Raw genomic sequence first — 25,126 nt, forward strand, 5'->3', positions numbered from 1 at the left:
AGAACCGATAGCAATACAACGATGAGGAAAAAGAGCAGTCGGGTTAGCATTCCGCTAGTAAAGAAAGGACAACTTTAATTTCCGATTGAATTCGATCTGCCAAGGTATGTATTCTGTCACCGTCAGAACCTTCCATGTACTCCAGTAGGTAAGCTAATTCAGCTAAATTGGTCATACCGGCACTCAACGCGGTTCCGCGAAGTTTATGGCCAGCGGCTTTTAAACCTGTTACATTCATCTTTTCTTCCTCCTGAAAGAGGACAGATGACGAATTCTTTAACTCAACCTCGGCTGCATCCAGTAGCTCACGGATGATCTCCAGATCATCACCGGCAATATTTTTGAGCACCAAAGGGTCAAAATGCCTATCTGGCCCGCCGGAGTTAGCATCCGCTTGTTTGCCAGGTAATAAAGGCCCTAACCATTTCTGAAACAGGGACGCGATCGATTCTTCAATAATTGGCTTCGTAATAAAATCATCCATACCTGCCGCCAGACACTTTTCCCGTTCTCCTTTTACAGTACCAGCCGTCAAGGCAATGATTGGAGTATGACGGTCTGATTCTATTTTTCGAATCTGTTGTGTGGCCTCATACCCATTCATGACTGGCATTTGAATATCCATCAGGATCAAGTCTGGTCGTTGCCGTATGTAGGCCTGCACTGCTTGTTGCCCATTGATGGCTTCTGTAATCTGGGCACTCGGGGCTATTCTGGAAACTATAGCTTTGGCAAGTAGTTGGTTTATCATATTATCCTCTACCAGGAGTACGTTAATGGGTTTGGATTCGATCAGAGCCGGCTGGCTGTCCACCACTGGTAGCGGTTTATTCGTATGACGCCCCAAACGGGATAAGGCCCGGTACAAATCAACCATTTTTAACGGTTTCACCAGATGATGGTTAATTCCCAAAGCCTCACAAGCGGTACTTATCCTCTCGTCATCCGATGAACTGTGCAGAAGAATAATGAATTGCTCACTCTCGGATGGCGGGAAATTGGTTCGAATTTTCCCGACTGTTTCCAGACCATCCATGAAGGGCATATGATAATCCATAAGGATTAAATCAAAATGTTTGGTCTGGCTTACTAACTGCAGGGCCTCGAATCCATTACTGGCTTCCTCAACGACAATTTGTTTAAGCGCGAACATTTGCCGTAAAATAAGGCGGTTGTTCGCATTATCATCCACAATCAGTACGTTCCTGATCTGGTCTAAATCATGCCAGCTAATAGGATCGCCTGGCTCCGTTTTAAGCCTGATGTCGAAGGAGAAGCAACTTCCTTCACCAAGCGTACTGGTCAACTCCAGGCGACTACCCATTAAGCCCAATAACTTATTAGAAATGGTTAGTCCCAAACCCGTTCCACCGTATTTTTTAGTAGTGGATGCATCTTCCTGAGAGAAGGCCTCGAAAATACGTTCCTGCATCTCGGGTTTAATGCCAATACCCGTATCCCGCACCCCAAACCGAAAGGTGACATAGTCCTGAACCGTATCGGTTAAGGCCTGGATTTTTAGCTCAATTTCTCCTTTCTCGGTGAATTTTACGGCATTGCCCAATAGGTTAACCAGAATCTGCTTCAAGCGTACAGAATCGAGATAGACAAAGCGGGGTAGATCTGCCGGCAAATTAAGCAACACTTCCAGGCTTTTATTCTGGGCCTGATACGTAATAATATCAGCGGCCTGGCTACTGATTTCGTATAGATCCACTTTTTCGACCGTCAAATCCAGTTTACCGGCCTCAATTTTAGAAAAGTCCAGAATATCATTGATGGTACTTAACAAGGCATTGGCCGATTGGTCGACAATAGACAGATACTGATGCTGGGTTTCGGTAAGCGAGGTTTTTAGTACCAAGTCGGTAAAGCCAATGACTCCGTTTAAAGGCGTTCTGATTTCGTGGCTCATATTGGCCAGAAATTCTGATTTCGTGATGCTGGCCTGTTCGGCCTGTAGTTTGGCTTTTTTCAATTCATCCCGCTGCCGACAGGACTCTGTAATATCCTGAGTAAACATCATAATACCCCCAATAGACCCGTCGAACTGATACCAGGGCCTCACTTCCCAGCATAGATGTTGGTTATGATCCCATCCTTCCGGCCGCCATACGTACTCATCGTTTTTCTCAACGGACCCGTCAATGCAGCGATCAAAGATGGCTTTCCAGCTATCGGATAAGGTTGGGAAAACCTCATAATGAGATAAACCGATTACGTTCTCGGATAGATCATAAACTTCCATCCAGCGACGACTAACAGCCAGATAGGAGACCGTTCGGTCAAACATGGCCACGGCCGCCGGGGCATGTTCGACAAAAGCCGCAAGTCTAAGTTTTTCATTGATTAGGTCCTGTTCCGCTATTTTCTTCTCGTGAATATCCTGAAAAGTACCATATAGGCGCTTGCATGTCCCTGATTCAACTTCAGGCGTTCCCACGATGCGAACCCACGTTGGCCGATTAGCCGCTGTAATAAGCTCCAGTTCTAAATCGAAAGCGATCCCTTGGTTGATAGCTTGGTCTACAGCCGCAGTAATTTGTTTATGATTGGCTCCTTTAAAGTATGATATACCAGCGTCGAAAGTGGGCACAAAGTCGTCTGGTACTCCATAAATGGCTTTAGTAACGGTCGACCAGTATACGGTTTGCCGGATGACATCCACTTCCCAGGTACCAATTCTAGCTACCTCGTTCGTTTGCTCCAGCATTTGCTTCGTCCGCTTTAAATCAACTTCAAGTTGGTGGCGTTTTGTGATGTCGATAGCATTACCAATAATATAAGATGTACCTGTCAGCTCCTTTTCCAGTATGTTAGCGAATAACCAGATATGAAGTGAGCCATCTTTGTGGCGTGTTTGCATGAGGCCATTGGCTCTGCCGGTTTTTTGAATCGATTGCAAATAAGCGTTAAGTTCTTCATGCTGCTGCTGAGGAGTGATCTCATGTAAACGATGCCCGATAAGGTCTTCCGGCTGGTAGCCTAATGCATGAGCGCCCGCCGTATTTACGGACATGAGTGTTCCATCCAGGTCATGCGTACACATCAACCCCTGAGAGTTTTCAAAGAATGAGCGGAACTTGGTTTCCGACTGATAAAGCTGAATTTCCTTTTTCTTTTCATCGGTAACATCTCTGGCAATGGCAAAAAGATAGCCCGTGGTAGGTTCGGGTGTTGCTACCCATTGAAGATGTCGGTAGGTGCCATATTGAGACCGGAAACGGTGTGTAAAATTAACACATGATTTGCCGGCGGCTAAGTGCTTAATTTCAAGTTTAGTTGCCTGTAAATCATCAGGATGGACCAACTCGAAAAAAGGTGTACGTAACAAATAGGCTTCATCCCACCCAAGTATCTGGCGAAAAGCCGGATTTATTTTTTTCAGGAACCCGTCGCTGCCCGCTACGAAGATCAAATCATTCGAGAGCGTAAAGAGATTCTCAAAATAGTTTATTTCCTGTTTTTGCCGGTGTTCAACAATCAGGTCAGTCGCCATTTCTCCCAGTAGTTTTAACGACTGCCGCTGGCTTTTGGTCAGTTTTCGGGCTGCACGGTCCAGCACGCAAAGTGTGCCTAAGGCATAGCCGTTGGGGTCAGTCAGTGGATAGCCTGCGTAAAACCGGACATGGGGATCTGACAGAACAAATGGATTCTCCCTGAATCGACTATCCTGCGTAGCATCTTCAACTTCGAATATGTCACTATCCAGAATAGCATATCGGCAAAAAGCAATATCCCGGCTCGTTTCTTTCGTGTCAAGTCCCACCTTAGATTTAAACCATTGCCGATGCTGATCAATCAATGAAACCATGGAAATAGGTACTTGACAAATTAGAGATGCCAGCTGGGTTAACCTATCGAATGCCTTTTCAGGCAGTGTGTCTAAAATTTGATACTGATGTAAAGCTTCTAATCGCTCATGCTCATTAAGTGGGAAGGCCATATCATTCAATTCAATCAATAAGCAATTAGTGAAGCATTTCTATGTTGATACGTTAAAGTTAATAAGTTGTTAATGAAAATTTAAAATTATATACTAATAAATAGAGACCGTTAGGCAGAATTAAGTATGATTATAGTCTAATTGGCTGGAGCGTGCTGACAATCAGTTACATATAGGAACGAATCACAATTTGCAGCACGAGATGCTACTAAATTAACGATTTACAGCAGTAGAACAGTGGTCATTCATTACCGGGCAAACCAGGCGATGTACACTGTTAACAATAGATAATTCGCTGTTTATCAGTACGATGCTAGGAAACGAATAGTGGTGCTCTCTGGTGGGATTTACCTGGATGTTTTGGTCCTTGGAAACGATGTACGGCATCCCGGTCGATCTATCAACGGTTTTGCCGATGGGCAAAGACGTATAAACAAACCCCAGTCAGTGACTGAGGTCTGAGTAACCTATAACTATTTAAATGTCTGAAAGTATCAGGCAACTTAGATTAGGTCAATAACATAAGGTTGAGTTGAGGATTTAATTAGCTCAATAAGAGATTTATCAACACGAACTGCTAGCATACAAAACCCTTAACCAATCGATTAAGGGTTTTGTATGCTAACGGGTATTTTGGATTGTATTCTTTGCAAAGCATTATTAAGTTATGCATAAAGAGTGCCCGAGGAACTGCTTATAACCCGAGTCCCGAAACTAATCAGTCTGCACGCATCAGAATCTGAATGGCTTTTTTTAAGGTATCGCGCTCCTGTTCCACTTTCCTGAGTTGCTGCTTCAGGTGGGCAATATGGTCAGTGCTTAATGCGTCAGCACTTATTTCGCCGAAGGCTGCCTGCTCGTCAACTACAACTGACTCCACCTGAGAGTAAGCCTCCAACCGTTCATCTAGAAATGGCGCTTTCTTCCTCCACTTATGAAGCGTAACCTGAGTTACGCCCATCAACTTAGCTAGTTGGCGAACACTTATGCCCCGATTAAGCTGTCTAAGCGCTTCAGCCTTAAACGTGTCGTCATATAAACGCCGTCCATCTACTTTCGGGCCGGAAGCCCTTGCCTGTAGACACCAACGACGAATCTGCAGGTTAGGTATGTTCAATAAGACTGCCACCTGTGCAATGCTCTTGCCCGATTTTAACAGCTCAAAAGCTTCCTCTTTGTCTTCATCCGTATAGCTTGTCGCGGGGGTATCAATGGCAGTTAGGATTTCCTGAATATCCACCTGATTTTTCCAGCGATGTCGTGAATCGATGACAACACCACTGCTGTCACCACCTAAACTAAGCTGTTGTCTGTTTTCCATCACTTAATGAGATGCCCTTTATGATTATTCCTCTATAGTGGTCAGTAGCTTAGAGCCCTGTTTATATCCGCGTTACTGTATAGAGTTGTCGCTGCACGTCTGGTAGCTAAATAGTCTCCATAGCTATATCAATCCAATGAGGATTAAATGGAGTGATGGTCGTTAACTATCCTATCTGACAACTCCTATTTTTTGAAATAGTCAATTTTGTCGGCATCTGTATTATTGCTAATATTTCCCTCTCCTCCGCTGCCACCCATTATAGTGGTGCTGACGGTTAGTGAACCCTGAGTGTTACCCGGCGTCAACACACCTGTAAGTCCAAACGATTTATGCCCATTACCCGCAATCACTTCGTTGGTGGTAAAGATGTAAAAATTGTCATTTGAGTTATTTAACGTCCATATATTGTTCTGGACGCTCTTACCACCAATAAAGACTGCGTTACTGTTAAAAGCCATAACCGCTAAGGGGTCTTTGGTTACATAGACCGTTATTAATGCATTGGTGGGCGTCGTTAGCAGATCAAACACATCAACCACGACGGTAAAGTCAGTGGTGCCGTACTGAGTAGTTGGTAGTGTGTATGTAATCGGAATCAGATCTGCCAGCAAAGGTGCCCCTACATTGGTAATGCTACTTTCATTTACTGCAATAGCGCCTACTGTTGAGAGCGCCCGCCCTTCAAGAGTGGTTGTATTTAAAACGATAGCTCCCTCGGCAACGATAGTGCCCTTAAAAGTAGACCCAGTGCCTAACGTAGCAGCGCCTAATATCTGAAAAAACACATTGGCTGCGGAAGCCCCATTCGTCAGCACAATACTGGAGTTAGTAGCCGTTACCAAGGCACTACTCAGCTTAATAATAAAAAGGCCTGGTCCACTTAACGTTAACGTTCCTGTCAGGGTGGAAGGGAGAGCTGTGTTCTGACAATAAACGCCTGACGTAAGGGTCTGACCCCCTAATTCGGGAGTTGCCAAAACTACTGTGCAGGGGGTCGCAACCAGTGAATTATAAGCCGTCACTACATCTGCCGCAGCGGAAGCAGAGGTCGGATCGCCTACATGACTTTGCCCCGTTATGGTTGCGGTGTTGAATCCACTATATAAACCATCATTGGTACCAAGGTCGCCTACTACTGTCGATGATCCGACATTAGACAAAGCGCCAGTGGCTGTGAATAAAGCGAAATTAGAGGCTGTTCCTAAATCAGGAGCTTGGCCTAAACTTACAGTCAAGCCTACAAGTAAGTGTACTGTTATTAAAGTAAGTAGTACGTTGATTTTCATTATCTCGACAATTAAATATGCAGTTTATGTAATTGCAAATATGGTTTACTAGATTGTCAAGTAATTTTATAATTATGAAAAATAGTTACATTATTCACACATTTTCGAGCGCGATACGTTTCTTATACTTAAGTTGTTTAAAAAAAGAAGGGGTCAAACCAGTGACCTTTTTGAATTGACTTGATAGATGAGCTACACTACTATAGTTTAGTTGGTAAGCTATTTGAGTAAGATTAATCTCATCATATAGTAGTAGTTCTTTTGCCCGCTCGATCTTGTGGGCAATAATGTAATGCTCGATTGTAAGGCCTGTGGCCTCTGAAAAAAGATTGGCTAGATAGGTATAATCATAATTAAGTTTCTCGCTAATGTAAATTGAATTTTTAGTTCTGGGAAGTTCGTGTGCGTAATGCACCATGTTTATAATAACGTTTTTTATTTTTTCAATTAGTATAGCTTTTCTGTCTTCCATCAGTTCAAGTCCTGAAGTTAACAGTTTGGTTCTAAGTATATTATATTCCTCGCTAGTAAGATTCTCTGCGATTTCTACCTCGCCTAACTCTACTATTCCGCTTTGTAGTCCAAGTTCATTCAAGGTTGCCTGCACAATCATTTTGCAGCGGATACTTACCATGTATTTGATGTAAAGTTTCATTTCATATTTTGAGAATGGTAGGGATGCATTAATACTCCGTGGGTAAGGTTACTGCAATATTGAGAATGGCAAAAATCCGTACGGCTTACTTTTTTGTAGATCAGTCTACTGTATCTATAACTAGTTTTTAGGTTATCTATACCGACCGTTAACCGCTGACATTTAATGTTCGCTACTTTGCTTAATAAATTTTGATAAATAAACCCAAAGATTAACTTGTAGGATTTATATCAATGAAATTGTATACGTGTAATTAGAATAATTAGCCAGACACAATCATTTTTTTGAACTCTACACTGCTAGCTTAACATTGGGAAGAATAATTTTTAACATCTAAGGCTACTAATAAAAGGATAGTCTAGCTAATAGATTCGGCCAATAATGATAGGTATACTATAGTTCAATTAGACGCTGGAATAAAGTCAAACCCAATTTTGAAAGGAAAGTGATTAGCATTAATCAGGCTCTTATACTTCCAGCCTGGATAATGTAGGCAGAAAAACAGGGATGTGTTTTCTACTCTGGGTTTTGCCTTATTGTTTCCTCCAAATCTTCGGCAAAGCGATTTGTAAGAAAATATTGTAAGTCCTTAGTGAATGAAGAATCGGCTGGACTTAATTTCTTAAACAAGTTTTCAACAGAAACCGGAACTTGATCAATAATCTTTTTTACCAACACAGTCTTCTCATCTGGTGACATTGAATCCCGTAGATATTCATAAGTTACTTTTGCCATTGCCTCAATTGTGCCGATTTTACCAATTAGGTTTGCTAATTCCTTTGCACTTAGAGTTACTGGATTGTTTGGATCTGGATTCATAGCTTTAGTTAAATTTGGGTTGCTCGACTAGCACTTAATCTTATAGTTGTCGCTGTTTTTGAGGAACAACCATTGATCGGTTTTACCTGTCGCTTTATGTGTCTCACCAGTGCTCGATTAGCTATCAAGTTTAAGGCCTTTTGTTATTAATAATAGATTTGCTAATGGTCAGATACATCAACACCGAAAAGTCAATGGGGTCCAAAAGAGTGGATCATAAGGATTAACCGGGTTGTAATTGGGGCAGACGTAACAGTTTAATTAGTTCTCTCCAGACGCTCTCAGTACGTATAAGTCAGGAGATAGTACTAGGAGAAGGGGCATCTGCACATTGAGATTAAGCTACGTGAGAGCTTTCATACCATCTTGAGTAGCGAGTGCAAAAACATCCTACGTATCTGTTGCTATGAATGGCTTTTGTACTCTCCTACTTGGTCATATATTAGTGGATTTAAAGAGCCAAAACTGTCAAGAGAAGACCAAGTTGTTTAAACATTCTAACATTACTAAAACTAAACTACTTATTGCGATAATAGTTTATTACTGTTTCTAAGCTGGTTCAATAAGATATGATTCATTTTAAACAAAAAGGATAGTAGTGACTGAAATGAAGCTTCCCACCTAGCCGATCCTTTCCGGATAATATTCAAATTTTAGTTGACAAGGCCTGTTGACTAAAGTTTGAGAAAGCGAATACGTAGCACGAGTGATTAAATAAGCATTAGCATTCAGTTCTAATGTGCTAGCTTAGTCAGGGCAGCCCAGTGCCATATTATTGTCACGAGTGGACTTAGTATCGGCCGGAATGGGACACTGACTACCTATACCAACTCAGCCAGACATCTGGAACCAGATTAAGCAAGCCGTATTGAAATGGCCCGATAAGCGGTTTCGCCAACAGGTAGTTTGGGGAGAAATGATAGAGATGTGTAAATCAGAGAGTAAACCAATGAAAAAAGCACCTACAAATGATATCGTAGGTGCTTAGTTATATTCGTGGGCCAGCCAGGGCTCGAACCTGGGACTTACTGATTATGAGTCAGGCACTCTAACCAACTGAGTTACAAGCCCTTTGCTGTTAGATTACTCTGGTTCAGCGATGCAAAATTACGAATTTTTTGGACATCAGCACAGAAGCCGCCAAATTTTCAGAACATAATCCTGCTAATTGGGTAATCCTGTCTAACTACCTTTGTTCGATGGCAGAGTCCAACAAGAAAAAAATTCTTAACGATCCCGTTTACGGATTTATCACCATTCCGAGCGACTTGCTCTTCGATCTGGTGGAACATCCTTATTTTCAACGGCTTCGGCGAATCAAGCAACTGGGACTTTCGGAATATGTGTATCCGGGGGCGCTGCATACACGCTTTCACCACGCGCTGGGAGCCATGCACCTCATGGGGGAAGCCATGAGTACCCTGCAAAGTAAGGGTCACTCGATTTCCAGTGAGGAGTGTGAGTCGGCTCAGATTGCCATCTTGCTCCACGACGTTGGTCACGGCCCGTTTTCACACGTACTGGAGTGCTGTTTGCTAGACAACGTACCACACGAAGAGATTTCGCTGCTGCTCATGCACGATCTTAACCGGCAATTCGGTGGAGCGTTGTCATTGGCTATCCGCATGTTTGAAGGAACGTATGAGCGGCCTTTTTTTCATCAACTTATTTCGAGCCAGCTGGATATGGACCGAATGGATTACCTAAACCGCGACGGTTATTATACGGGCGTTGCAGAAGGAGCCATTGGTGCTGAACGAATTATTAAAATGCTTGACCTGGTCGACGATCAACTGGTTGTCGAGGCTAAAGGAATCCTCAGTGTAGAAAATTTCCTGAATGCCCGGCGATTGATGTACTGGCAGGTTTACCTGCATAAAACGTCGATCTGCTGCGAGTCGATGCTAATCCAAATTCTCCGTCGGGCTCGGTTTCTTATCCGGCAGGCCGAGTCGTCGCACGAAGGTGCTGAGTCGATCTTTGCCCCGGATACGTTTAAGCTATTTTTGGGTGAGAGCATCTCGTTAGCTGATTTTCGGACCAATCGAACGTATCTCGATGCGTTTACTACGTTAGACGATTTCGATGTCTGGGCTTGTATAAAACAATGGGCGCTGCATAGCGATCCGGTGCTTTCGACAATCTGTCAGATGCTGCTTGATCGGAAACTATTTAAAATTATACTATCGACAGAGCCATTTGCGGGCGAATTACTGAATGAACTGGAGGGACAGCTTCGTCGGATAGGATTGCCGGACGACATACTGTCTTATTTTCTGGTCGAAGGTCAGGCGACGAATGCGGCTTATTTGCCTTCGGGTGATCGAATTAATATTAAACTGAAATCCGGTAAGGTGATTGACATTGCTGATGCTTCGGATCTGTCGAACATTCAGGTATTGACGACAATTGTTCGCCGATATTACGTTTGCTGGGCAAAAGATCTGGATAAAGTAAGGTTATAAAGGAAATGAAATTATGGGTTGCTGATACGTTAAAGCAACTGTTGATTCATCCATTACTACGTTGCCGCATCTGCCTTAATCACTATTTAAGGTTGTTTTATACGAAAAGTGCAATTTGTTAGTTACCTTAGCGCCCCGATCACTCGCTAAAAAAGAGTGTATTGCGACGGCCGTCATACGTATATGAAGTTTACAGTCAAGCAGATTGCCACACTGCTGGGGGGCGAAGTCGCCGGAAATGATACACTGGCAATCACCGGATTAGCTAAGATCGAAGAAGGGAAGCCAGGCGATATTTCGTTCCTGTCGAACCTTAAATATGAATCGTATCTCTATACGACACAAGCTTCGGCGGTCATTGTCGATCGATCGTTCGAGCCTAGAAAGCCGGTATTTTCTGCCCTGATTTTTGTAGAAAATTCCTACTCAGCGTTTACCCGCCTGCTGGAAGAATATCACAAACAACTGAGTTTTGCCCGGGTTGGTGTCGAACAGCCGTCTTATCTCGGCGAGAATTGTCAAATTGGTGAGCAGCATTACCGGGGCGCGTTTTCTTACATTGGCCGAAACTGCCAGCTTGGAAATAACGTTAAGGTACATCCTCATGCCTACGTTGGCAACAATGTTCGTATTGGTGACAACACGATTATTCATGCCGGTGCCCGGATTCTGGACAACTGCGTTATTGGCCAATATTGCGTCATTCATCCCAATGCGGTAATTGGCAGCGAAGGCTTCGGGTTTGCGCCCCAACCCGACGGTACATATAAAACTATTCCACAACTTGGAAATGTCATTCTGGAGGACTTTGTGAATGTTGGCTCCGGCACGACCATTGATTGTGCAACGCTGGGTTCAACTATTATTCGGACCGGGGCTAAACTCGACAACCTAATTCAGATTGGACATAATGTTGAGATCGGCAAACACACAGTCATCGCGGGTCAAACGGGTATTTCTGGATCGACCAAAATCGGCGATAACTGTGTTATTGCGGGTCAGGTCGGTTTTGCCGGTCATTTAACCATCGCCAATGGTACTAAAGTTGGGGCTCAATCGGGCGTAGGAAAAAGTATTGACGAAGAAGGAACAGCGATCAATAGTTCGCCTGCGTTCGGACTCAAAGAAAGCATGCGTTCCCTGGCTATTTTCCGGCGGTTGCCATCGTTGGAACAGCGGCTATCAAACCTGGAAAAGAAAAACGAAAGTGAAAAAAAGTCGTAAATAGGCAGTCGCTGGGTACGTATAAGAATGACTGGTACCTGTCGACTAATGACTGACGACTAAAGACGTATAATGAATACCAAACAACAGACGATTCAGAAGGCCGTTTCGGTATCGGGGGTGGGGTTGCACACGGGCGTTTCGGCAACGATGACGTTCCTGCCAGCTCCATCGAATCACGGCTATAAATTTCAACGTATTGACCTGCCAGGACAACCCATTGTCGATGCTGATGTCGATAACGTTGTTGACCTTTCGCGGGGCACAACCATTGAGCAGAGTGGTGCGCGTGTTCATACTGTCGAACATACACTGGCTGCGCTGGTGGGTTTACAGTTAGACAACGTACTGATTCAGCTAAATGGACCCGAACCTCCCATTTTGGATGGTTCGTCGATTCAATTTATTAACGCGTTACGTGAAGCGGGTATTGAAGAACAGAACGCTACGCGCAATTATTATGAGGTGACGGAATCGGTTCATTATCGCAATCCAGACAAAGATATTGAACTAGCTGCGCTGCCGTTGAATGACTATCGCCTGACAGTGATGGTCGATTACAACTCACGGGTTATCAGCAGCCAACATGCTTATCTGAATGATATTAGCCTATTCCCCGAGCAGATTGCGAACTGCCGGACGTTTGTGTTTTTGCATGAACTCGAAGCGCTCTATAAGCAGAATCTCATTAAAGGCGGTGATCTAACTAACGCCATCGTTATTGTTGATCGCGATGTTAAAGACGGCGAACTGGATTATCTGGCGGACTTGCTTCATAAGCCCAAGGTGAGCGTGAACAAGCAGGAAGGGATTCTGAACAACATTCAGTTGCATTATCCTAATGAAATGGCTCGCCATAAGTTACTGGATATGGTGGGTGATCTGGCCCTGATTGGTCGACCCATCAAAGCCCAAATTCTGGCGGCCCGTCCTGGTCATGCAGCCAACGTAGCACTTGCCAAAAAGATCAAGAAGCAGATTCACAAGAACGCAGCTAACCAGGTGCCTCAGTATGATCCAACACAACCACCCGTGCTGGATATTAACCGTATTTCGCAGTTGCTGCCCCACCGCTACCCATTTCAGATGATTGACAAAATCATCGCGCTGGATGAAAACAGCGTAGTGGGTATCAAGAACGTTACCATGAACGAGCCTTTCTTTCCAGGGCACTTTCCCGGAAATCCGGTTATGCCGGGCGTGATGCAGCTCGAATCAATGGCACAAACGGGTGGTATTCTGGTACTTAGTACGGTGCCTGACCCTGAGAACTATTGGCCGTTTTTGGTGGGTATTGAGAATTGCCGTTTCCGACGCAACGTTTTGCCTGGCGACACGGTAATCTTTAAATGTGAGTTTACCTCGCCCATGAAACGCGGTATCGTAAAAATGCAGGGCCGGGGCTACGTGAGCAACCAACTGGTATGCGAAGCCGACATGATTGCCAGTTTGGTGAAGAAAAAATGAAGTCGCTAGTGAACCGTCAATAGTCGTCAGTAATCCAACGACCACTATCGGCTAATGACTAACGACTAACGACTAAAAACAATGATTCAACCATTAGCTTATATTCACCCTGAAGCGAAAATCGCGCAGAATGTAGTTATCGAGCCATTTGCTATTATCCATAAAGACGTCGAGATTAACGAAGGCACATGGATTGGTTCGCACGCGGTGATTAACGAAGGGGCCCGTATTGGCCGCGACTGTAAGATTTATCCGGGAGCTGTTATTTCATCGACTCCGCAGGATTTGAAGTTTAAAAATGAATACACCCGCACGTTCATTGGCGATAATACAACCATACGTGAATATGCAACCATCAGCCGGGGAACAGAGGAGCACTGGAAAACCGAAATCGGTTCAGATTGTCTCGTTATGGCCTATGCACACGTAGCGCACGATTGCCGGATTGGTAACCACTGCATTCTGACTAACAATGTACAAATGGGCGGCCATGTCCACATGGGCGATTGGGCTATTATAGGTGGATCAAGTTCGGTGCTTCAGTTTACACGTATCGGCGCTCACGCCATGATTTCGGGTGGCTCACTGGTGCGTAAAGACGTACCACCGTTCACAAAAGCGGCCCGCGAACCATTGTCTTATGTAGGCATTAATTCGATTGGCCTACGTCGTCGGGGATTCGATAACGATAAAATCAACCAGGTACAGGAGATTTACCGCTATATCTATATGCGGGGCCTAAATAATGCAGATGCACTAACCCAGATCGAACTGGAACTGCCTCCGTCGGATGAGCGCGACGAAATCGTTAATTTTATTCGTGCGTCAGAGCGGGGTATCATGCGCGGCCCATCGTCGAATGGCGAAAGGGAATAAAGCGTACTATGTTGTGCGGGCGTTTCCGAACGAGTAATAGATAATGCTTATCCGTGGCCTGTGTCCCCACAGGCCATTTGTTTTATTGGCAGGTTAGTGGGGATACCGGCCACGGTGATGGACGTGCGATGCTGACGATCAACTGCAAACAAATTGGTAAGAAATATCGGAAGGAATGGATTTTTCGGCGTGTGAACTTATCTCTCACGGCCGGGACGAGTTACACGTTTGTGGGACCAAATGGCAGTGGTAAATCTACCTTGTTGCAGTTGATTGCCGGAAGTTTGCCCGCTACAGAAGGTAAGCTGACGTATAACGTATCGGGTAAAGATCTTGAGCCAGAGGACTGGTTCCGACAGGTTAGCATTGCAGCACCTTACCTAGAACTAGTTGAAGAGCTGACGCTGGACGAATTACTAGTATTTCATCAGACCTTCAAACCCTTCAAAGCAAATCTGACGCCCGAAGTCATTGCTGACCGTTTGTTACTGACGCACGCCCGGCATAAAGAAATCAAGTATTTTTCATCGGGGATGAAGCAGCGAGTTAAGCTTGGCTTAGCGTTTTTCTCTAATTCTCCGGTTGTTATCCTCGACGAACCAACGGCCAATCTGGACCGGCAGGGAGCCGCCTGGTACCACGACCAGGTTCGTCAACTCGCTCCTGATCAACTTTTACTAATCGGTTCAAACCAGCCTGAGGAGTACGACTTCTGCCCGAACGTACTGGATGTAATTCAGTGGAAATAGTTGTAACTTGAAAGAGTAAAATAGGAAAATTGTCCACAGCAACACGGAGAACATAGAGACAAATGTATAGCGCCGTGTTCTCCGTGTTGCTGTGGACAATGACCTTGTTTTGATTAACTCATCCACTTTCCATCGACCAATCGCCAGATGTGCAGGGGATTGGCGGCTTTTAATTCATCTGGCAGTAAGGCATCCGGGAAATTCTGATAGCAGACGGGTCGGGCGAATCGTAGAATGGCGTTGGTGCCGACGGACGTAGATCGCGAATCGGTTGTGGCGGGATAGGGACCACCGTGCTGCATGGCATGACTCACTTCCACGCCCGTTGGGAAGCCGTTGATGAGCAGGCGACCTACTTTCTGCTCCAGAATCTCCAGCAAATCAGTGTATTCCAGCAACTCATCGTCCGTGCCATATACAGTAGCGGTCAGGTGGCCTTCAAGCCCATTCGCGACCGCCAGTAATTGTTCACGGCTACTCGCTTCAACAATTACGCTGCTTGGGCCAAAAACTTCTTCGGCCAGGGCTGGATTAGCAACCAGGGCGTCGGCGGTGGTTTTTAGTAGGGTTGGCGTCCCGTGAGCAAAGCTTTCAACAGCCGTGGCCTGTGCCAGTACGTTAACACCTTCGGCTTCGCTTAACTTACCGATTCCTTCCGTAAACGCTCGCTGAATACCTTGTGTTAACATAGCCGCAGGCTGGCTTTTCGTAATCGTATTGCCTGCTTCCTGCAAAAACATATCCACTTCGGGCGATTGCTGAACGATGGCGAGACCTGGGTTTGTACAAAATTGACCAACGCCCAACGTAACGGACCCAACGTAACTTTGCGCCAGTACACTGCCTTTTTCCTGAAGTATTTTCGGTAGAAAGAAAACCGGGTTGGTACTTCCCATTTCGGCATACACCGGAATCGGTTCCGGACGGCGGGCGGCTGCATCGAACAGCGCTTTTCCACCCCGAAATGATCCAGTAAAACCCACCGCTTTAATAGCCGGATGATTCACAATGGCCATACCCACTGCTACAGTACGTCCCTGCACGATCGAGAACGTCCCAGCGGGCATACCGCAGATTGTAACGGCCCGGCTAATGGCTTCGCCGACTAATTTCGACGTACCGGGATGGGCTGGATGGCCTTTCACCACAACTGGGCAACCAGCAGCCAGTGCCGAAGCGGTATCGCCCCCGGCTACCGAAAACGCCAATGGAAAATTACTCGCTCCAAATACGCCTACAGGTCCTAGCGGACGTAGCATCTGCCGGAGGTCAGGGCGGGGGAGGGGCTGGCGGTCGGGGAGGGCTGTGTCAATCCGAGCATCTACCCAGGAGCCTTCGCGCAGATAGTCCGCGAAAAGACGGAGTTGACCCGTTGTGCGGCCGCGCTCACCCGTTAAGCGGGCCAAGGGTAAACCCGATTCGGCTTGGGCTCGTGTCAACAACTCATCGCCCAGCGCTTCAATTTCGGTAGCGATCTGCTCCAGGAATTTAGCCTTTTCAGCACCTGATTTTTTGCGGTATTCGCTGAACGCTTTCGCGGCCAACTCGCAGGCTTGGGCGACTTCGTCGGTAGTCGCTTCCTGAAAGAAACCGGGTAAAGCTTCACCTGTAGCGGGATTAATGCCTTGAAATGAGTCGATCGGGGACGTAGTGGTTATAGGTGCGTTAGTCATAACGGGTTAGATACAAATGCAGTAAGAATAAGGCAAAATTAGCCCGATTTACTTATGAAATGCCGCTTTACGCAAATCGATCTGGACTGAAAGCCGAAATCTCCATACTCTTTGTAGCGCCACTAATAAGCTCGCTAACCAGTTTGCCCGTTGCCGGGCCGAGACTGAGGCCCATCATGCCGTGTCCTGTGGCAAGTACTACATTATCGAACTTCTCGCTACGTCCGATATACGGCAGACCATCTGGTGAACAGGGCCTTAATCCCCGCCAGACAGTATCAACCACCGGCATCTCAACTGGGATGTCTGGATAGTATTGGTTAATGGACTGAACGATACCCCGAACCCGGTTCATGTTCACCTTCATATCTGTACCGGCCACTTCAAGCGTACCCGCAAAGCGCAGGTCTGATTCCATCGGTGTAGCCGTGGCGCGGGCTTCGAGCATAATGGCAGGCACACGTATGTTGTTCCCTACGTTCCGAAGCATAAAACTATACCCCTTGCCACCCTGCAACGAAAGGTTCAGCCCTAATTGTCGCGCAATAACCGGCGACCAGGCGCCACCCGCCACAACAACCTCATCGACCGAATATTCGCCCAGCGACGTTTGCACTGACTTAATGCGGGAGCCGGATTTCCCGAAACCCGTCACGGTATGATTCTCCAGGATTGTAATGCCTTTCTTTCGTAAAAAAAACAGTAATGAACGTATCAATTCTCCTGGGTTCAAATGGGCATCGCCGGGGAAAAGAATACCCCCGCGAACGTCAACCCGCGTGTTCGGCTCCAGCTCCTGAACCTGCTGTTCAGTAAGTACTTGTGCTTCAATACCGGCACGATTGGCCACGTCGGCTTCTTCGGCCATGTCGTGTTCGGCCGAGGCAGTTTTGTAGAGCATCAATAAGCCGCGTTCCTGCCACTCGAAGTCCAGATCACCGTTGGCTGCCAAATCCTGATACAGCGTTTTGCTGAGCAAACTAAGATCGCGCAACAGTGGAATGGATCGCTTAACGTGTTCGGGCGTGGAATGGCGATAAAATAACCATCCCCAACGTAGCAGATCGGCATTCAGGCGTGGTTTGACGTAGAACGGACTAGTCGATTTCAGCATCCATCGCATGCCTTTGGCAATCATACCGGGCTGGGCCAGTGGAATAATATGACTGGGCACGATCATTCCTGCATTCCCGAATGAAGCACCCTCGGCAATGGGAGCCTGGTCGAATAACGTAACGCGATGCCCCGCTTTGTGCAGATAATAGGCCGAACTAAGCCCAATGATGCCCCCGCCAACAATACCAATGTGTGACATATAAACAATAAGTGAAAGAGTGAATGAATGGGCCGGTCTTTCGCTCTTTTTATATGACCTGAAAACCAAATACGTATGGGTCGGCTTCGTCCAGAATGATGTGGTTGTAGCCATGAATTCGGGCCCAGCCTTCAATACTCGGTATAATGGCCGGATGACCAGCTAACTCTGTTTCGGCTTCGATACGTCCGTTGAAAATTGATCCAATGATGCTTTCGTGAACAAATACATCACCCGGCTTGAGTCGGCCTTGAGCGTACCATTGCGCCATCCGTGCCGACGTACCGGTGCCGCAAGGTGACCGATCAATGGCTTTGTCGCCGTAGAAAACGGCATTTCGGGCAGTTGAGGTGTCCTGGAGTGGTTTACCCGTCCAGAGAATATGGCTCAGCCCATTAATTGTCGGATTCTCTGGGTGCACAAACGCGTATTGCTCGTTCATCCGTTGACGCATAACCCGAGCCCAGGCAATGAGTTGTTCAGCTTTATAATGTTCCAGTCCGGGGAAGTTTGGCTGCGGATCGACGATGGCGTAGAAATTTCCACCATATGCTACGTCCACTGTCAGCGTGCCCAGATCCGGACAGTCAACGGTCAATTTTTCTGCTGCCAGATACGATTTGATGTTCGTGATTTTCACCGACGTAACTTTCTTACCTTCCTGCATGTACTCCGCCCGAACCAGTCCGGCGGGTACTTCAAGCATCAGTACACCCGGCGTTTTGGGCATGATCAGATTCTGCTCAATGGCGACGGTTACGGTGCCGATGGTCCCGTGGCCGCACATAGGCAGACAGCCCGACGTTTCGATGAACAGCACGCCCGCATCATTGGCCGGATCGGTGGGCGGGTAAAGAATACTCCCCGACATCATATCATGACCTCGTGGCTCAAACATGAGTCCTTTCCGAATCCAGTCATAATCGCGCAGAAAATGCTGCCGTTTTTCGCTCATGCTTTCGCCCTGCAAAAATGGAATGCTGCCGCCCGTAACGACACGTACCGGATTCCCACAGGTATGGGCGTCGATACAGAAAAAATGAAATTCGGCCATATGTAATGAGGACGGTCCGCCGTTGCGGTGGAAAACCGCGATTTATAGATTAGAATGTGCGGGTTTCCACCCGCATTAGATTAATAGGTCGCTTCGCCAGTGCCGTTTCGATAACGTTCAGAATCTGCTCGCGTTCAGCACCTATGAGCGGCAATCGGGGTGCCCGTACGTACTCCGAACCGATTCCTGTTGCTGTGGCGGCCAGTTTGATGTATTGCACCAGTTTCGGGTGAATGTCCAGTTCAAGAAGCGGCATGAACCAGCGGTAAATGTCCAGCGCTTCGGCAATCTGACCTGCTTTCGCCAGTTCATAAATGGCAACAGTTTCCGCTGGAAACGCATCGACCAGACCACCTACCCAGCCGTCACAGCCCAGTAACAGCGCTTCCAGTGCCAACGTATCGACACCGCCCATTAACTTAAACCGATTGCCAAACGCATTCCGCATCCGTGTTACGTTGGTGAGATCACGGGTCGATTCTTTAACGGCCTGAATATTGGGTAACTCCGCTAACTCCTCAAACATGGCTACGGTCGTCATGATTTTGTAGTCGTACGGGTTGTTGTATATCATGATTGGCAACGACGTTTCCTGCGCTACAGCCTTGAAGAACGTAACAGTTTCGCGAGCGTCAGCGGGGTAACGCATCGGTGGCAAGAGCATCAGTCCATCGGCTCCGTTGGTTTCTGCTTCGTGAGCGCGGGCAATCGCCTGTTTTGTCGCCTGTTCGGCAATGTTGATCAGCACCGGTACGTTCCCGTCGCAAACGGCCAGCCCCGACTTGAGGAGTTCGATTTTTTCCTCGTTCAGCAACGTACTGGCTTCGCCCAGCGAACCACCAATAATAAATCCGTGGACACCCGCTTCAAGTTGAGCGTGTAGATTCTTCTCAAAAAGCGGCAGATCCAGTTGGTCATCGGCCGTAAACGGAGTCAGGAGCGCGGGGTAAACACCTTCCCACTGTACAGAGACGTTCATACGTAGTAGCTGGTTTGACATTTGTTAGTCAAAGTTCAGTATTCTGTGAAAAAAGACATAGTTTGGAATTCGTCGGTTATGATACTATTTTCACTACATTGAGAATAGTAATGGATAAATAGCGTCAAATCCATACCAATGAAGCCTTTATTATTCAAAGTCCCTACGGTTGATGATCGATCCTTTCGGGTTGAGCAGGATGACTTGTCTCATTTTTACGGGCAGTTACACTTTCATCCGGAGATTCAATTGACACTAATTCTTGCCGGTGAGGGTACGTTGATCGCGGGAGACAGAATCGACCGGTTCAACCAGTATGATATTTTGCTGCTCGGCGCAAATTTGCCACACGTACTACGTAGTGATCCCGACTATTTCCAGCCCGATTCGATGTTACGTTCCCACTCCGTGTCTGTCCTATTTCGCCCTGATCAATTAGAAACGAATGTGTTGGGTCTACCCGAAACCCGCCATTTGAACCAACTTTTACAGGAAGCCCGGCATGGTGTCCGGCTACGGTGCCGGGAAGGCGATCAGCTCGCCAATCAATTGGAAGAACTGCCGGGACTGCGCCCTTTCGAGCAGTTCCTGAATCTGCTACGTATTCTGGATAACCTGATGACCAATCCCGCTCGGGAGGTTTTATCCGTAACGGCTTACGAACAGCCCCGACGGCCTGACGATCACCGTCGGCTGGAACAGGTGTTTTCGTTTATTTTTCAGCACTATGCCTCGCCGATCTCGCTGGACGATGTTGCCAACGTGGCTAATTTAACGCCGGGGGCTTTCTGTCGTTTTTTTCGACAACACACCCGGAAAACATTTTCGCACCTGCTCAACGAAGTACGGATCGAACATGCCTGCCGTCACCTGCGCGAATCGAAACAAACCATCAATCAGATTGCCTTTAGCTGCGGCTATACAAACCTGTCCAATTTCAACCGCCAGTTCAAAGAGATTACCGGTATGCCCCCGAGCGAATACATTCAACGGTATCATATGTAGGCCGTTCGTGGGCATTGGCTAATTTTATCTGTCGATTTCAAGATGCTTCCTTATCTTTGACAACAATATCCGACGAAACCAACTCGTTTGTTTCCATAACGACCACTGGTCTCAAACTCATCTATTTACCCGACTCGTTCGTATGCTATTGCTTCAGGTTCCGGCCGTCGACACCGCGGCCGCATCATTATCAGCCACGGCAGCTGCTCAACCCCAAAGTCTGCAATTGTTTGATTTGGTAGCCAAAGGCGGTTGGGTCATGATTCCCATCGCATTTCTATTCTTTTCTGCCCTTTATCTGATTTTCGAACGGTTTTTTGTGATCCGTTCTCAAACTAAATCGGATGCCAATTTCATTGACAACATCCGTGATCTGGTGGCGCAGGGAAACATCAAATCGGCGGAGTCGTTTGCCAAGAATCAACGTACCGCCATGGGACGAGTATTCGAGAAGGCCATTGGCCGTATCGGTTCGCCCATTCGGGAAATCGAAGGGACCGTCGAAACGGTTGGGCAAATTGAACTATCCCGATTGGAGCGTAATATGGGCTATTTGGGGATCATTGCCGGTATCGCCCCCATGATGGGCTTTATCGGGACAATTTCGGGGATCATCCGTATTTTCTACGACATCTCACTTTCCGACAATATCAGCGTCGGCATTATTGCCGGTGGTTTATACGAGAAAATGATTACGTCGGGAGCCGGTCTGATTGTGGGGGTTATTGCCTACACGGGCTATCACTTGCTGAACATGATGATTGAGCGATTCACACTGACGCTCGAAATGAACGCGTTCGAGTTTATCGAAGTCCTTCAGAAACCCACTGCCGAACCGGCCCGGATGCGGTAAAAAAAGTCATCAGTTGACAGTCGTTCGTCAATAGTATAAATACACTACTGACGACTAGCGACTAGTCACTAACGGCTACTATTTATGAAACTCAGACGAAAAACTAAGTTTGCTGCCGAAGTCGCGACGTCCTCGCTGAACGACATCATGTTTTTTTTGCTATTGTTCTTCCTGATTATTTCGACAGTAGCCAATCCGAACGTCATTAAACTGATGCTTCCCAAAGCCGCGTCGACGCAGCAGTTGAGCAAAAAGCAGGTGACGCTGTCGGTAGACGAGAACAAACAATATTTTATCGATAAGAAGCCGGTTGATCCGGCGAATCTGGAGACCGAACTTAAAACGATGATGGCGGGTATTGCTGAGCCTACCGTTGTGGTGCGTTTCGACAAAACGCTAACCGTTCAGGATTTAGTAGACGTATTACAAACCGGCGCCAAGCTGAATATTAAAATGGTGATGGCTACCTCGAAGTAAATCTGAGCCGGGATTTTTAGGATTTTAAAGATCAACTCGATTTAAAGCCGATGCGAATTGCATTGGCTTTTTCTTTTTATAGTACATCGCGTTTTAAACCGGTTTTATCTACCATAGAGCTATCAAAACTGCCCATTCATTACGTCAGATGTCGACATAACAAATGGGCAGTTTTGGGTGATAGCCTGTCTTCTAGTCCAAGCCGGGCGGCCGTTGCCGGGAGGAGTTGGGGTAAACGATCTAAAACCGGAAGTTCAGCTTGCCGAACCAATACGCACCGTTGATACCCATTTGAACGGGGTCCCAGGCGCCACCCGACTCGGTGAGGTCGGCGCGGTGCATATCGGGATACACGTTCAAAATGTTCGACCCACCAATCGACAAACCAACCTGTGGCGTAAAGCGATACGAGACGGATAAATCAGTAGTGACTTTAGGTTTGTATATATCAAGTTCATCTGACTTGTAACTCCAGTTGGCCAGTTTCACTTCGCCAAAACGAACGAAACGTAGCAGGAAAGCCCACTTATTGATGCTGTAATCAATCGTCAGGTTCATTTTGGATGGCGGAGCCGATGCTTTCACGAAATAGTACTCCCGCAAGTCAAAATAAAGGTCTTTGTAAGGCTTCAATTTGGCGTTCGTATTGACGCTGGTCGTATCTAACGAATTGAAATTCATGCCCAACGACGTATTCAAACGACCATTGCCTAGTTGCGTATGGTGTGCTAATACGATGTCGATCCCACGTGTCCGGGTTGAAATGGCATTTGTGAAAAATTGAACCCGGCTCACATTCAATGCCTTTAAGGCGTCAGAAATTGCCGGCAGATCATCACTGAATTGCCCTGTTAAAACAATTCGATCCTTAATACGAACGTAATATGCATCGACCGTCAGCGAAAAACCGCTGCCTAACTGACTTGTAAAGCCTAAACTGGCATTAAGCGAGGTCTCCTGTTTGAGGGGCGGAACGCCCAATGCCTGCGTAATAGCACTACCGCTCTGCGCAATCTGAACCTGTACCGCCTGACCGCCAACGAAGTTCGTGATGGTTGAATTGAAATAAGTCTGCGCCAGCGACGGAGCCCGGAAGCCTGTGCTCAATGTACCACGTAGCATAAACGCGGGACTAATTGTTAGACGGCTCGATAATTTTCCATTCAGCGTACTGCCGAAATCGCTGTAGTTTTCATAGCGTGCAGCCGCGCCAACCATAAAGGCTTTTGTAATATCGATTTCGCCATCGACGTATAGGCCCAGGTTTGTGCGACTTTTATTCAGTTCATTACTCGGTTGGAAGCCAGGAAATCCTTGTGAACCAGCAGCTTTTGTAATGTCGTATGCGCGATACGACGCTTCTTCGCCCGCAAAAATCTTGTAGTCCTCATACCGGAATTCTGACCCAAAAGCGATGTTCAGTCCTTGCAGCGTATTCTTATAGAAACGGGTAAAGTGCAAACCCGTTACGTTCTGTTGCAACTGAAAACCACCTGCATTGAACTCACGGGGCGAAGAGGGGCCCATCGATGCATTGAGCGTATTCTTAACGCCATAATCGAAACGATTCGACCCAAAAATATTGCCAAAATCTACGTTCCAGCCACGAAAATTAGTACGTACCCCAGCCGCGAAGGTGCCATCAAGAATCTTGCTGGTGATAATTGGATCGAACCCATCCGGATAGATGGACGGAATATTCCGGTCGCTGTCGGCGGCACGCGTCCAGGCATAGGCATCACCCTTGCGCGCATTTATACCGCCAAATGCATAGATATTCGTATTCGTCGTAAGCGGAATCTGGGCGTTGGCATAGAACGATGAGTTCGTAATTTTCGAATCACCGTACTGGCGCCGTTGAAGCGTTGAGTCGATACCGGGTGTATTGGCTCGGTTTGTATGATCGCGCTGGTTATAGTCGCCCGTTACGTTGAGGAAGCCAGTTTTACCGATGCGCCAGCCGTAGTTGGCATTTACATTTAGATTACCGCCGTCAAATTTCTGGTTGTCGAAACGGTATTTGGCTTGATAAGCACCATAGTTGACATTGGCCGTCAGTTGATTCGTGCTTGTTTTCAGAACAATATTAATAACTCCGGCAATAGCATCGGAACCATATTGAGCTGCCGCGCCATCGCGTAGAATTTCAATACGTTCGATCGCTGCCGCCGGAATTGTGTTCAGGTCAGTTCCCGTATTACCTCGGCCGCGTGTGCCAAACAACGTAACTAACGATGACTGGTGCTGGCGTTTGCCATTAATCAGGACCAGTGTTTGGTCAGGGCCAAGCCCGCGCAGGGAAGCCGGGTCTACATGGTCGGCACCATCAGAGCCGGTTTGTCGGTTAGAGTTGAAAGATGGGGCCACAAATTGCAGTAACTGGTTTACATCCAACTGCCCCATTTTCGAGGTCACCTGCCGTACGTCAATGATGTCAATTGGTGCGGGCGAATCAGTAACGGAGCGGTTCAAATTGCGCGACCCTACTACCATGACTTCGCTAAGGCTGGTCTGCGTAGGTTTAAGTGCCAGATTTACGGTTGTCGTACCAGAAGCTTCTACGGTAACTGCCTGATCGAGGGATTCGAAACCTATCGAACTGATACGTAATGTATAAGGTCCCGGTGTCAGCTTCAGGGAGAAATCACCTTCACCATTTGTGGTCGTGCCAAGTTGCTGGCCAACAACTACGATCGTTGCGCCCGGCAATGGGCTTTTAGTTGATTCGTCGGTAACACGACCACGTATATTCTGTGCAAAAGCTGTTGCTGATAGCAGCCAACAGATAGCTAAAACGTTGGTATTCATTCAGGAAAAACTATGGGGATGAAAAATTAGGTAAAACGCACTACTGGATTAGACGGAAAATTAAAAAGCGCGTTACTTCAATAGCAACGAAAGGCTGCAAACAGTAGGATGTTCTGTGCTTGCTGATTTAGGGATGGCAAAAGTAATGCTT

At 46.7% G+C, this 25,126-nt stretch carries 18 protein-coding genes and 1 tRNA gene; 8 read left to right on the plus strand and 11 right to left on the minus strand.

Annotated elements, in window-relative coordinates; all coding sequences use genetic code 11:
* Positions 1-43: 43 nt before the first annotated feature.
* The 6 genes from BM202_RS11325 to BM202_RS11350 form a co-directional block, all read right to left on the minus strand.
* Complete coding sequence (locus tag BM202_RS11325) at positions 44-3,946, minus strand: PAS domain S-box protein (protein WP_093826301.1); 3,903 nt, start codon at positions 3,944-3,946, stop codon at positions 44-46.
* Positions 3,947-4,664: 718 nt separating this feature from the next.
* Entirely contained in the window at positions 4,665-5,267 is a 603-nt protein-coding gene (locus BM202_RS11330; protein WP_093825977.1) for a transposase, read from the minus strand.
* A gap of 185 nt (positions 5,268-5,452) precedes the next feature.
* The gene (locus tag BM202_RS11335; protein ID WP_245776623.1) at positions 5,453-6,505 is read right to left on the minus strand and encodes an ice-binding family protein; all 1,053 of its coding nucleotides are present in this window, start codon (positions 6,503-6,505) and stop codon (positions 5,453-5,455) included.
* A 145-nt stretch (positions 6,506-6,650) separates the two neighbouring features.
* The gene (locus BM202_RS11340) at positions 6,651-7,211 is read right to left on the minus strand and encodes a helix-turn-helix domain-containing protein (protein ID WP_093825980.1); all 561 of its coding nucleotides are present in this window, start codon (positions 7,209-7,211) and stop codon (positions 6,651-6,653) included.
* A 516-nt stretch (positions 7,212-7,727) separates the two neighbouring features.
* Entirely contained in the window at positions 7,728-8,030 is a 303-nt protein-coding gene (locus tag BM202_RS11345; protein WP_093825982.1) for a hypothetical protein, read from the minus strand.
* Positions 8,031-9,027: 997 nt separating this feature from the next.
* Positions 9,028-9,101: transfer RNA gene (locus BM202_RS11350), tRNA-Ile, on the minus strand.
* 128 nt (positions 9,102-9,229) lie between these two features.
* On the opposite strand from BM202_RS11350, the gene BM202_RS11355 reads away from it, so the two are divergent.
* The 5 genes from BM202_RS11355 to BM202_RS11375 all read left to right on the plus strand — a co-directional run bounded on the left by BM202_RS11355 (position 9,230) and on the right by BM202_RS11375 (position 14,811).
* Positions 9,230-10,495, plus strand: a complete 1,266-nt coding sequence (locus BM202_RS11355; RefSeq protein ID WP_093825984.1) for an HD domain-containing protein — start codon at positions 9,230-9,232, stop codon at positions 10,493-10,495.
* A gap of 183 nt (positions 10,496-10,678) precedes the next feature.
* The gene (gene lpxD / locus BM202_RS11360) at positions 10,679-11,719 is read left to right on the plus strand and encodes a UDP-3-O-(3-hydroxymyristoyl)glucosamine N-acyltransferase (RefSeq protein ID WP_093825986.1); all 1,041 of its coding nucleotides are present in this window, start codon (positions 10,679-10,681) and stop codon (positions 11,717-11,719) included.
* Positions 11,720-11,791: 72 nt separating this feature from the next.
* Positions 11,792-13,186: a bifunctional UDP-3-O-[3-hydroxymyristoyl] N-acetylglucosamine deacetylase/3-hydroxyacyl-ACP dehydratase gene (locus BM202_RS11365; protein WP_093825988.1), complete on the plus strand. Its 1,395-nt coding sequence runs from the start codon at positions 11,792-11,794 to the stop codon at positions 13,184-13,186.
* A gap of 81 nt (positions 13,187-13,267) precedes the next feature.
* Positions 13,268-14,062, plus strand: coding sequence for an acyl-ACP--UDP-N-acetylglucosamine O-acyltransferase (gene lpxA, locus BM202_RS11370; protein ID WP_093825990.1), 795 nt, complete (start codon positions 13,268-13,270; stop codon positions 14,060-14,062).
* Between the two features lie 128 nt (positions 14,063-14,190).
* Positions 14,191-14,811 (plus strand): ABC transporter ATP-binding protein, encoded by a 621-nt coding sequence (locus BM202_RS11375; protein ID WP_093825992.1) that lies wholly within the window; start codon positions 14,191-14,193, stop codon positions 14,809-14,811.
* A 113-nt stretch (positions 14,812-14,924) separates the two neighbouring features.
* Here BM202_RS11375 and BM202_RS11380 read toward each other — a convergent pair whose 3' ends face one another.
* From BM202_RS11380 to BM202_RS11395, 4 genes are all read right to left on the minus strand, one after another.
* Positions 14,925-16,484 carry an aldehyde dehydrogenase (NADP(+)) gene (locus BM202_RS11380; protein WP_093825993.1) on the minus strand — a complete coding sequence of 520 codons (1,560 nt, stop codon included), beginning with the start codon at positions 16,482-16,484 and terminating at the stop codon, positions 14,925-14,927.
* 67 nt (positions 16,485-16,551) lie between these two features.
* Complete coding sequence (locus BM202_RS11385; protein WP_093825995.1) at positions 16,552-17,799, minus strand: NAD(P)/FAD-dependent oxidoreductase; 1,248 nt, start codon at positions 17,797-17,799, stop codon at positions 16,552-16,554.
* A gap of 49 nt (positions 17,800-17,848) precedes the next feature.
* The gene (locus BM202_RS11390) at positions 17,849-18,853 is read right to left on the minus strand and encodes a 4-hydroxyproline epimerase (protein ID WP_093825997.1); all 1,005 of its coding nucleotides are present in this window, start codon (positions 18,851-18,853) and stop codon (positions 17,849-17,851) included.
* 49 nt (positions 18,854-18,902) lie between these two features.
* Positions 18,903-19,832 carry a dihydrodipicolinate synthase family protein gene (locus BM202_RS11395; protein WP_093825999.1) on the minus strand — a complete coding sequence of 310 codons (930 nt, stop codon included), beginning with the start codon at positions 19,830-19,832 and terminating at the stop codon, positions 18,903-18,905.
* A 138-nt stretch (positions 19,833-19,970) separates the two neighbouring features.
* Between BM202_RS11395 and BM202_RS11400 the strand changes: the two genes are divergently transcribed.
* The 3 genes from BM202_RS11400 (at position 19,971) to BM202_RS11410 (ending at position 22,167) form a co-directional block, all read left to right on the plus strand.
* Positions 19,971-20,837 (plus strand): helix-turn-helix transcriptional regulator, encoded by an 867-nt coding sequence (locus BM202_RS11400; protein WP_093826000.1) that lies wholly within the window; start codon positions 19,971-19,973, stop codon positions 20,835-20,837.
* Between the two features lie 142 nt (positions 20,838-20,979).
* Positions 20,980-21,690 (plus strand): MotA/TolQ/ExbB proton channel family protein, encoded by a 711-nt coding sequence (locus tag BM202_RS11405; RefSeq protein WP_093826002.1) that lies wholly within the window; start codon positions 20,980-20,982, stop codon positions 21,688-21,690.
* Positions 21,691-21,774: 84 nt separating this feature from the next.
* A complete protein-coding gene (locus BM202_RS11410) occupies positions 21,775-22,167 on the plus strand; it encodes an ExbD/TolR family protein (RefSeq protein WP_093826004.1) in 393 nt (130 codons plus the stop codon).
* 240 nt (positions 22,168-22,407) lie between these two features.
* On the opposite strand, the gene BM202_RS11415 is transcribed toward BM202_RS11410, so the two are convergent.
* Positions 22,408-24,975 (minus strand): TonB-dependent receptor, encoded by a 2,568-nt coding sequence (locus BM202_RS11415; protein ID WP_093826006.1) that lies wholly within the window; start codon positions 24,973-24,975, stop codon positions 22,408-22,410.
* Between the last annotated feature and the right edge of the window lie 151 nt (positions 24,976-25,126).

The sequence above is a fragment of the Spirosoma endophyticum genome (assembly GCF_900112365.1).
GTDB lineage: Bacteria > Bacteroidota > Bacteroidia > Cytophagales > Spirosomataceae > Spirosoma > Spirosoma endophyticum.